This is a genomic window from Campylobacter taeniopygiae (assembly GCF_005406225.1).
Classification (GTDB): domain Bacteria; phylum Campylobacterota; class Campylobacteria; order Campylobacterales; family Campylobacteraceae; genus Campylobacter_D; species Campylobacter_D taeniopygiae.
Genome location: NZ_NXLY01000023.1, coordinates 1 through 10,351 on the forward strand (window position 1 = coordinate 1; position 10,351 = coordinate 10,351).

Annotated in this window: 7 protein-coding genes and 1 pseudogene; all 8 read right to left on the bottom strand. The window is 24.6% G+C overall.

Going from position 1 to position 10,351, the window contains the following annotated elements:
* Positions 1 to 495: 495 nt before the first annotated feature.
* The gene (locus CQA75_RS08355) at positions 496 to 1,359 is read right to left on the bottom strand and encodes a hypothetical protein (RefSeq protein WP_137624532.1); all 864 of its coding nucleotides are present in this window, start codon (positions 1,357 to 1,359) and stop codon (positions 496 to 498) included.
* A gap of 11 nt (positions 1,360 to 1,370) precedes the next feature.
* Positions 1,371 to 5,261 carry a hypothetical protein gene (locus CQA75_RS09435; RefSeq protein ID WP_246023804.1) on the bottom strand — a complete coding sequence of 1,297 codons (3,891 nt, stop codon included), beginning with the start codon at positions 5,259 to 5,261 and terminating at the stop codon, positions 1,371 to 1,373.
* Complete coding sequence (locus CQA75_RS08365; protein WP_137624533.1) at positions 5,258 to 6,130, bottom strand: hypothetical protein; 873 nt, start codon at positions 6,128 to 6,130, stop codon at positions 5,258 to 5,260. The genes CQA75_RS09435 and CQA75_RS08365 overlap by 4 nt, the downstream gene beginning before the upstream one ends.
* Positions 6,123 to 7,307 carry a hypothetical protein gene (locus CQA75_RS09200; protein ID WP_171000097.1) on the bottom strand — a complete coding sequence of 395 codons (1,185 nt, stop codon included), beginning with the start codon at positions 7,305 to 7,307 and terminating at the stop codon, positions 6,123 to 6,125. Before CQA75_RS09200 ends, CQA75_RS08365 begins: the two co-directional genes overlap by 8 nt.
* 315 nt (positions 7,308 to 7,622) lie before the next feature.
* Positions 7,623 to 7,748 (bottom strand): hypothetical protein, encoded by a 126-nt coding sequence (locus CQA75_RS09495; RefSeq protein ID WP_281276537.1) that lies wholly within the window; start codon positions 7,746 to 7,748, stop codon positions 7,623 to 7,625.
* 268 nt (positions 7,749 to 8,016) lie between these two features.
* The gene (locus CQA75_RS08375) at positions 8,017 to 8,358 is read right to left on the bottom strand and encodes a hypothetical protein (RefSeq protein ID WP_137624534.1); all 342 of its coding nucleotides are present in this window, start codon (positions 8,356 to 8,358) and stop codon (positions 8,017 to 8,019) included.
* A 593-nt stretch (positions 8,359 to 8,951) separates the two neighbouring features.
* The gene (locus CQA75_RS08385; RefSeq protein ID WP_171000098.1) at positions 8,952 to 9,680 is read right to left on the bottom strand and encodes a hypothetical protein; all 729 of its coding nucleotides are present in this window, start codon (positions 9,678 to 9,680) and stop codon (positions 8,952 to 8,954) included.
* A gap of 198 nt (positions 9,681 to 9,878) precedes the next feature.
* Positions 9,879 to 10,351, bottom strand: a pseudogene (locus CQA75_RS08390) (hypothetical protein); the annotation flags it as partial.

Sequence of the window (10,351 nt, forward strand, 5' to 3'; positions counted from 1 at the left end):
TCAAGATTGTCTAAAATTTCAACATCAAATTCCATAATATCTCCTTTTTATTATTTTTTTATCTTTCTTCTTTCTTCATACATTTTAATTTGTTCTGGTTCCTCTAAACTTGTATCAATATTGTATTCTTTGACCAATTGTTCCCAAGTCTTAGCACCTGCTTTTTTTAAGATTGTTTTATTTTTATTTATCCCAAAAGAAATAGCCCTATCTAATGGAGTATCAGGTTCAAAATAATCAATTTTATCATTTTTGTGTAATAAATTTATTTTTTATAAAAAATTATACTTTAAAATAATTATTTTTTATGAGTCAAGATAAATTTTTATTCTTATGAGTAAATAATTAAATATGTTTGCAAGACTTTGAAAATATTTTGTTTGATTTGTTTTTTAAATTTTGAAAGATATTTAAAGTTTTAATTGCATTGTCGTTGCTTTTTAAGAAAAATATTTTTAATAATTTTTATAAAAATATCTAAAGCGATTTTAATTTTTATTTGCGCTTAAAATATTGTGCATAATCAAAAGGTCGCTCTTTTAACTTAAAATAAAATTTATTATGAAGTTGATTTGTAATATTTAAAGTTTTTTGAAGTGTTCCTGAAGAATATTTCAAAGCACCATTATATATCATTTCTTCTTTTTGTAAATAACCCACAGCATACTCCAAAGGGGAAATATTTGAGAAAAATAATTCAATAAGATTGAAATTTAAATTATTATCTGCTTCTGTATATAAAGAGTGGTTATCATACATTTTATAAGCAGCTAGGTTGAAGAATAAATTATTTTTATCTTGATACAAGCCTATATCATAAGCAATGATAAATTGTCTTAAACTCCATACAAGATAAGAATAAAATAAATCATCATTAAAATCTATTATTTCATAGTCATTTTCTTGCACCATTTTATCTAATATTGAAATTAATGTAAGTTTGCTTAAACTTGTGTTTTGAACATTATAAATCTTAATGCCTTGAGATTGGTTAATTTCATTAATATAAGAATTGAGAAAATTAATATTATCATTATACAATTTTAAAAAATATTTTTTTACTTCTATGTTATTTATAATTTCATCGGGATTATTTTTAAAATAAAAATCTTTAATCCCCTGAAAGCAATTTTCATCAATATTAAACGCTTGGAAGATGATATTTTTTTTCTCAAATATAATTTTACCTAAATAGATACCGACCTCAAATTTGAATTTTTTTTTGAGATTATATTCTTTTTTTAAGTATTCTTCATCAAGTCCTTTTATACTCATATCACTTTGCAAACCTAAATAAATAGTTTTATCTTCTCTTATATTGGAGATATAATCTTTAAGCGGTATTTTTAAAATTTTCATTATTTTCCTTACTATAAATTTCTACCTATAAAGGTTTCTACATATCTTGGATCTCTTTCGTTGGGTTGAATTTCATAAGCATCTTGCGTGGAACCTATGTTGCAACCGACTAAATAATTCTCGCTAGGATCACAAATTCTATTAAATTTATCAAAAATAATTTTTTCATTAATATAAGCTTTTTCAGAATAAAAAATATATCTGCCTAAGGCATCCATATTATAACTGTAATGTTTTTCTATATAAAAATGCCTACATTCATGAAAAACTGTTTTTGCAAATTCTTTGAAATAAGCTTTCATAATATATTGATTTAATCTTACTTCGTTATCTTCGTAAGATCCAAAAGATAAAGATCCGCTAGGTTTTTCATTGTAAAATATCACTTTTTCTAAAGGCAAATCAAATCTTTTACAAAGAGTTTGAGTCAATGCTTTTAGGAAATCTTTACATTCTTTAAGATCTCTGTTTTTATTATTTAAAAGATCTGTATGAAATTGATTAAAGCTTTTGCCATCCTTATATTCTGAAGGTAAAATTTCATTAACTATGGTATTAATATATTTAAAATCTCTATCTCGCAAATAAGCTTCTTTATCTTTTTCTGAAACACTTGCCAAAAGTCCTTTATTGACTATATCAAATCTATAATAAATATAAGCAATTTTTCCGGCAAATTGAGGATAAATTCTAAGATAAGTAAAAAAATCTCTTTTTTCTTGGTTTTTTAAACAAGCCCTTAAGAACCAATTTGCTTCCTCAATGCTATTGATAGATTGTTGTCGGTTAAGATGATATATATTTGTATTTTTTAGCTCTTCCCTTGTAAATAGTTCTTTTACTTGATCATCTCTCCCCCAGCCAACTCTAAAACTCATATCTATGATTTTATAAGCGTCGTTTAAGTTAGGAAGTCTTTTAAATTTATTTTTATCTTCATAGGCAAATACCAAAGCATAATATTTATCAAATTCCTCTTCATTGGCTCTTGTTAATGGCAATGAAAATCCTATTTTATTAAATTCTTCTTCCTTTTCTTCATCATCCATTTCCCAGCATTCATGGAAATATTTACTTTCATCTTTTAAAAATTTTACATCTTTAAATTCTAAATTTTCTTTACCCTCTAGGATTCTTTGAAGTCTTTCTTCATTTTGAATTTGAGCTAAAGCCCAAACAATATTTACATCATCTTTTAACCCATGAACTTCATATTCTAAATAAGTCCCTGGTGCAAAATTTGCTTTTTCATCAACAATAATTTCTGCACCTTTTTCAGCGCTTACAATATCTTCATCTTCATCAAGATCCCATTCTGTTGTTTTTATAAATTTAAGCTTCGATTTTTCTTTCTTTGGATACTCCACTTTTAAAGAAACAATCTCTTCTTTTTCACTCCGTATAAATTTAATTTGTTTGCTTAAATTTTCTAACAGCTCACTTTGTGCCATACCTATGCTGCCACTACTGCCAAATTCCCCTCTCTCATTGATACTATAAAGATATAAATTATCCTTAATGATACTTTGTTCTTTTTTATTTTTTTTATCTTTTTTATTTTGATCTTCTTTAGTTTTTACTTCTTTTGAAGTTTTAGAACATTCTTTATCCGTATATAATCTTACACAATATTTTCCCCAAGTTTGTCCTATCTCAAAAGGATAATCCTTTAAAAAACTAGGTTGTATATCCTTAGCTATTTCGTTTATTTTTAAATAATACATTCCTTCAGGTAAAGTTCCAAATTTATCTTGAATACTTTCATCATCATAGTAAAAATAAGCTTTCCCGCTTTTGCTATTGTTATTTGGATAAAAATAATTTGCAATTTGTTTTTTACTTCTTTTTTCATTATCTGCTTTAGCTGTGCCACTTCTTGCTATATAAGAGTTGATTAAATCATTACCTTTATAATGATAAACATTAAATCCATCATAAACTAAATGATCTTTAGCTTTAAATTTGAGTATCAGTCCAATTTTATGTTCAGTATAATTGTTAAATATTCTTTTAGCATTCTGTATAGGAGTAGGAAAATAAGCTTCTTCTTCATCAAGTTTTACTTTAAAACTATAGCAATCACTAAAATACTTTTCTTTGTCAAATCTTATTTTACCTTTTTCATCACTGCGTCTTTTTAGATTAACCACTCTTAAAGCTTCATCATGTTTAAAACCTTTGATAATGATTTTAGCATTAGCAATGGGTTTATTGTATTCATCTTTTAAATATAGAGTGATAAATTGAGGTTCTTTAGCATTGGATGAGGATTCATCTAAAGGTTCTTTTGAAAGTTTGTTAAAGCTTGTATCCTTATAAACAATTCCTTTCTTAAGTTCTTTAAGTTCTAATTTAATATTTAAACTTTCTTCTAATAAGGAATAATTTTTAATCTTTGCATTGTAATAATCATATTTTATATTTAAATCTTTTAAAGAATTTAAATCTTCTTTATCATATTTAAAATAATAAATTAAATTTTCTTTTTTATCTTCAAATGAAAATGGATTATTTTCACAAGCTCCTAAAAGAAGTTTTTCATAGAAAAACACCCTTGCGTTTAATTTTTTAAATTTAATATCATATTCTTTTTCTATCATCTTAATATCAAGTAAGCTTTCATCTTTGATAAAGATATCACAATGATTATCATAAATGTGGATTAGATTTGACATAGATGAGGCATTATTTAAAAAGATAATTCTTTTATTTTTATCTTTATTTTCTAAAATGAAATGATTGAGATTTTTAGAATGGGAGGTAAGGTTGTATTCTTGAAAATTTTCTTTATTTTGTTCTAGTATATTTTTATTTTGAATTTGATTAAATGCTATGATGCTTTTATAAAGTTCTTTTCTTGCTTGTAAATAAGTATCTGTAATTTTATTTTTGTGTAATAAGAATATAATATAAAAGCTAGAATTATAAGGAAATTTTTCTCCTATATATTGTGTATTTAATAAAGCTTGATTGTTTTGATTCAAGCTAGTAAAATTTTCGCAAAAATATAAAGCTTTTAATAAATAAGGTTCTGAGTTGATGTTAATATTGTCTATTGTATCTTTTGGGCTTAATACTTTGTAATTATTTTGCAATTCATTTGTTTTTTCAATGGTATTATTAAGTATAGGAGTTTTTTTAAAGTCATAAAAAGGAAAATAATAATGCTTTAAATCTTTGACAATTTTGCCATTATAGTATAATTGAATTTTTTGCATATTTTTAATTTGTGTTTTATGACAATGCGCTAAATTATAATAATATCTTTCGTTGGAAGTTAAACCCAAAGATAAATAAGTTTCAAATTCCCTTATAAAATCAATAAAGGAAATACCATACTCTTTTAACCAAGATTCTATTTTAGAATTAATCCACCAAAGAGCTACCATTGCTGTGCTAACAATAGCAATGCCTGCTAAAATTCCAAGTGTTGCACTACCAGTAAAAATGGCTATTGTCACAAAAGCAGAAATGGCTGCTTGAATTGCTATTTTTTCTCCTATTATAAAAAGCTTTGAAGCTATAGTTTCAGAGCCAATTTTTACAATAACTTTTAAGCCATCTCCTGTTTTTTGGTATTCTATTAAAGCATCAATTACACCAAGGGTATTATCTGCTCTTTTTATGATGATTTTAAAAGGAAGTAGGTAGGGTTCTAATTTTTTGAAAGTTTGTTTTAGTGCATCAGTTCCATCACTCAGATATCCAGTAGCACCTTTCATAGTTTGAATTTTATCTTGCTGTGAGGTAGTATCTTCTGTTTTATTTTCATCTTCGATTTCCTTAAGCAGTCTTTCTCCTATCTCATCCACACCTGCTTCTTTTAAAGGAATTTGTAAATCTTTTTCTGTTTCATTTAAATCTTCTTTAGCTAATGCTTCTTTTTCTAATTCTTTATTCATTTAGCACATTCCTTTAATTTAGTTTGTAGGGTTTTAAGTTCATTGATTTGTTTTGAATTAAGTTTGTAATGTTGAAAAACATTAATTATTTTTTTAAAGTCTACTTTTAAATCATCATCAGTATATATTTTTGATTTTTGATTTAAAAACAATAAAACTTTATCAGCAGCAAGATTAATTTGATTCATACCTTTTAAAATGCTTATGGTTTTAGGATTATTCAAATCACACATAAAATCTTGTGAAAATTCACTAGGATATGGAATAGAAAATATATAATCAAGTCCAATTAGCATGTTGATATACGTTCCAATTTCAACTACTGTGAAACTATCAATACGTTTTCGTAAAAAACCTTTTTCTAAAAAATTTTCTAAATTAGTATTTAAATATAACAAAAAGTCTTCAAGAGCATTAAATCTTTCCTTATCAAATGAAAAATAAGTTTTTTTTCCTATAAAAGTTTTTTCTCTATCTAAAAGATAGAGTATGATATCCATATTTGATTTTTCTATAGCATGACCTGCTTGTCTCATAAGTTCAACATTCTCATCTGTGATATTGAAGATAATTAAAGTTTTCATACTTTCAATACCTGTTTGCATCATCTTAAGATTTTCAATAATCATTTTTGTAACTTTTTCTTGATTATAGGTTTCTTTGGATAAGTTTTTTGCAAATTCTAATTCTTTTTTGCCCTCATTTTTACTCCATTTAATCAAAGTATTAAGATCCTCTCTCGCTTTGTTTTCTTTAGCTTCTTTAAATTCTAAAGCTCCATGGATGAAGTCATAAATATTGCTAATAATTATTATAGAAATTAGTATAATAAAAACTATAGTAGAAATTCTTTTTGTTACCTTAAGCAATATTTTTCTCCTTAAAAACAAGATTGTTTTGTACTATAACATTATCAAGTAAAAGATTAAAATCTTGTTCTTTTGTATTGTTTGTATTGTCATTTTCTTGATTTGAATTTTCATTTTTGTTTGAATTTTTATTTATTTCTTTATATTCATTTATTGTTTTACCTTTACTATTTATTTCTTCATTTGCAATTAAAGAATTGATATAAAGTTCATAAGCATTTTCTAAATCTTTAAAACCAAGCTTTTTAAATTCATTCATGCTTTTATAAAGTTCTTTTCTTGCTTGTAAATAGGTATTGTTTAGTTTGGTTTTATGGAGGATGAAAGTAGTATAAAAGCTAGAATTATAGTCTAATTCTTTTATTGTGTTTTCATCAAATAAGGCTTGTTGGTTTTTATCAAATAAAGCATAATCTTCACAAAAATATAAAGCTTTTAAAAGATAAGGTTTTGAGTTGATATTAATACTATTAATATCTTCTAAAGAGAGTTTTTGTATATAGGCTATTTTTAAATTATTGATTACTTGTATAGACATAAGTTTATAATTATTATATTCTTGACTAAAATGATTAAGATTTTCTAAAAATATTTTATACCCATTGATATAATCTTTTTCATCTTGTATATTATTTATGTACTTAAGACTTTGATTAAAAATACTATTGTTATAAAAATTACAAGAGAAACTATCAAAATTAAATTCTTTTAATAAATTGCTGTTTTTATTATCTATGGAGCATAAAGGAACAAAAGAATTTTGTATGTTTTTATAGTAGGGGTAGAGTTCATTGTTGGAAAGATTAAATGCTTGTTGAACTTTATTTGCACCAAAATAAATAATTTTTTGTGTTGGTTTTTTGATTAAAGAAACTATGGCGCTTGATCCAACAATGCTTCCAATATAATATAATGGTCGCTCTTGAATGTCTTGTTTTAATAGTTGAAATGTTTTTTCTCTAACTTTATCATTTAAAATTATAAGTTTAATAGCCTTATAAAAGACTTCAGCTTGTTCAATAGCCTCATCTTGTTTTGTATCGTCGTCTAAAATTATATTTTCGATTCCAATAATTTTTATTACAAAGTGTCCCAATTCCAAAGCTATTATAACTGTAGAATCAAATATACCATTTACTAAATCATTAATATGTTGTAAGATAGTCTTATTGGACATTTTGCCTATCCTTTACTCTAATTAGATATATAAAATATACCAAAACAATTTTATAAAATAAATAAAAAATAATTGAAAAAATTATTTTTAAACTTGTGCTTAAATGAAAAATTTCTAGTAAATTCATAAAATAATGCCACAATATAAATAAAATTAAAATATCATTAAAAATACTATACAAAAAAAATAAATAATGAATTCGTTTTATATTTAGTTGTACATTTTTTACAAATTAATTCTTTGCCAAAACCTAATAAAAATATATTTGATACATTTTGCAATTTATTGATTTTTGTTTTACAAACTTCACATTCTTTATAAAAGGACATTGATTTCTCCATCGGTTTTCTTACTACTCTCTACGGCTTCTTGCCCCTCTCTTAAAGCTTCTTTTATACTTTCTTCAATGTTAATAGTAGCATTGTTTTCATTTACATTCATTTAAAGCCTTTTGAGTTTTATTTATCAAATATAAGCTGAGTTAGAAAAATTTTTAAATTCATTCTCCCAATTCTTATTAGCTATACTAGGAATCTTAGAAGTTAAATTTAAATCTAAATTATTAAATTTTTTTCATTTTTTCAAACATTAGGTTTCTACCTGCAAAAGAACATATTTTGGAATTAAGATTTAAAAAGGATACATATATAATAAATTTTTCCATATTTGATAAGCCTTTATACCAAGCCCCTTGTCTAAATAGCCTTTACTATCTAAAATAATCATAAATTTCTTCATAATGTTTTATAAATTTAAGTTTTTCTTCAAAGATTTGTTTTTCTAAATCTTTAGTAGAAACTCTTAGGGTTAAGTATTTTTGTTTTGAAGTGGAATTGATGTCACTTATAAAATTAAGATATTTAAAATAGGCTTGTTCTTTTCTTATTGATGTAATAGATATTAAGGCGTATTGAATGAAAGCTTGATAATACCTATCCTCAAATCCAAAGAATTTAGCTACCTTAAAATCAAAAATAACCTTTTGCATTTTTGCATTTAAGTCTTTAAAATCTTCTAATTTAGGTTGATAATCATCTACAATTTTAATCATATCTTTAGGAGTTGGATTTAGAATTATTTTTTGAAAAAATTTACGTTCTTGATTTTTTTAGGATAATAATAAATGTTCCAGTAAATCGTGCATAAAGGAGAATAAAGTAATTTTACAAGTATAGCAAATATTGTTATAAGCACAACACAAGGTATATAAATCTTTTAAGTTTATAAAAAGGTTTGTTCATTTAATTCCCCTCTCATTGATACTATAAAGATATAAATTATCCTTAATGATACTTTGTTCTTTTTTATTTTTTTATCTTTTTTATTTTGATCTTCTTTAGTTTTTACTTCTTTTGAAGTTTTAGAACATTCTTTATCCGTATATAATCTTACACAATATTTTCTCCAAGTTTTTGTCCTATGAAAAAATTTCGAAATATTCCGAAATTTGTAGCATTGGTATATCTATCTACATATTTCATATAATCAAGTGCTGAAGCTTGTATGATTATTTCTTTTTCATCTCTTGCTTGATAATCTTTACCTATAGCACACGGTTATCTTTTCTGGCTAAATCACTTGGCGGTGTGCTTTGCCCCCAAAGATAATAAGATAAAATTTCTATTCCATAATCGCCTTTTAAATTTAACGATGCCATTCATCCCTCCATTGCATATCATGAAATAATTGATAATATAATCCAGGAGGATCAAAGTCATAACGCATTTCAACTTCGCCACAATTTGTAATGGGATAATAGATATATTCATGATTGTTTTTATTATCTTTATTTTTCCAATATTCTACAGTGCCTTTTTTAAATTTAAAGTCATGGTCATTTTCAATAAAATATTTTTGTATCATTAAAGCAAAAACAGAATAACCAAATTTTGAATAATAGCCAGTATCGCCACCAACGACAATAAATCTAATATCATAAGGGATAAAAGTAAAATCACCTAACCTGTCTTCTAAGAGTAAAGAATATTTAAGTTCTAAATCATCTGTTAAAATTTTTTCCTCCTCAAAAGGCCTTACAATGCTAAAACCTTGCATCATTTTTTGCATATTTTCTTCTTGGCTCTTATTAAGATCAATTTGTTTTGCAATATCATCGATACCAAATTGTTTGCCGTTGCTGTAAAATTGACAATTTAAACCTTTCTTTGCTTTTTCTTTGCTTGAATAATAGCAATTAGTGATATCAAGCCAATCTCCATCTGCATTCATAACTAGTGGATCATGTGCTTGATTATAAAGTTTTTCAAGCCAATCTTTAGTAGCTCTTTCAAATAATTCATTTTGGCTTAATCTTCTACCTTCTTTTATACAATAACCCTCTTGATTAAGTGTTACTATAGGACGTAAAGTCACTTTTACATAACCATTTTTAATTTCAGTATAAAAAAGTATTTTATATACTATAAATAATATAGCTATAATCCAAACTATTTTTTTAATTTTGTATTAAATAAGTAATTAAATCTATAAAAAAGTTTTTTCATTTATGCTCCTAAAATCTAAGCTATTTTATAATAATCCTTATAAACAATTCCTTTCTTAAGTTCTAATTTAATATTTAAACTTTCTTCTATATTGTGTATTTAATAAAGCTTGATTGTTTTGATTCAAGCTAGTAAAATTTTCGCAAAAATATAAAGCTTTTAATAAATAAGGTTCTGAGTTGATGTTAATATTGTCTATTGTATCTTTTGGGCTTAATACTTTGTAATTATTTTGCAATTCATTTGTTTTTTCAATGGTATTATTAAGTATAGGAGTTTTTTTAAAGTCATAAAAAGGAAAATAATAATGCTTTAAATCTTTGACAATTTTGCCATTATAGTATAATTGAATTTTTTGCATATTTTTAATTTGTGTTTTATGACAATGCGCTAAATTATAATAATATCTTTCGTTGGAAGTTAAACCCAAAGATAAATGAGTTTCAAATTCCCTTATAAAATCAATAAAGGAAATACCATACTCTTTTAACCAAGATTCTATTTTAGAATTAATCCACCAAAGAGCTACCATTGCTGTGC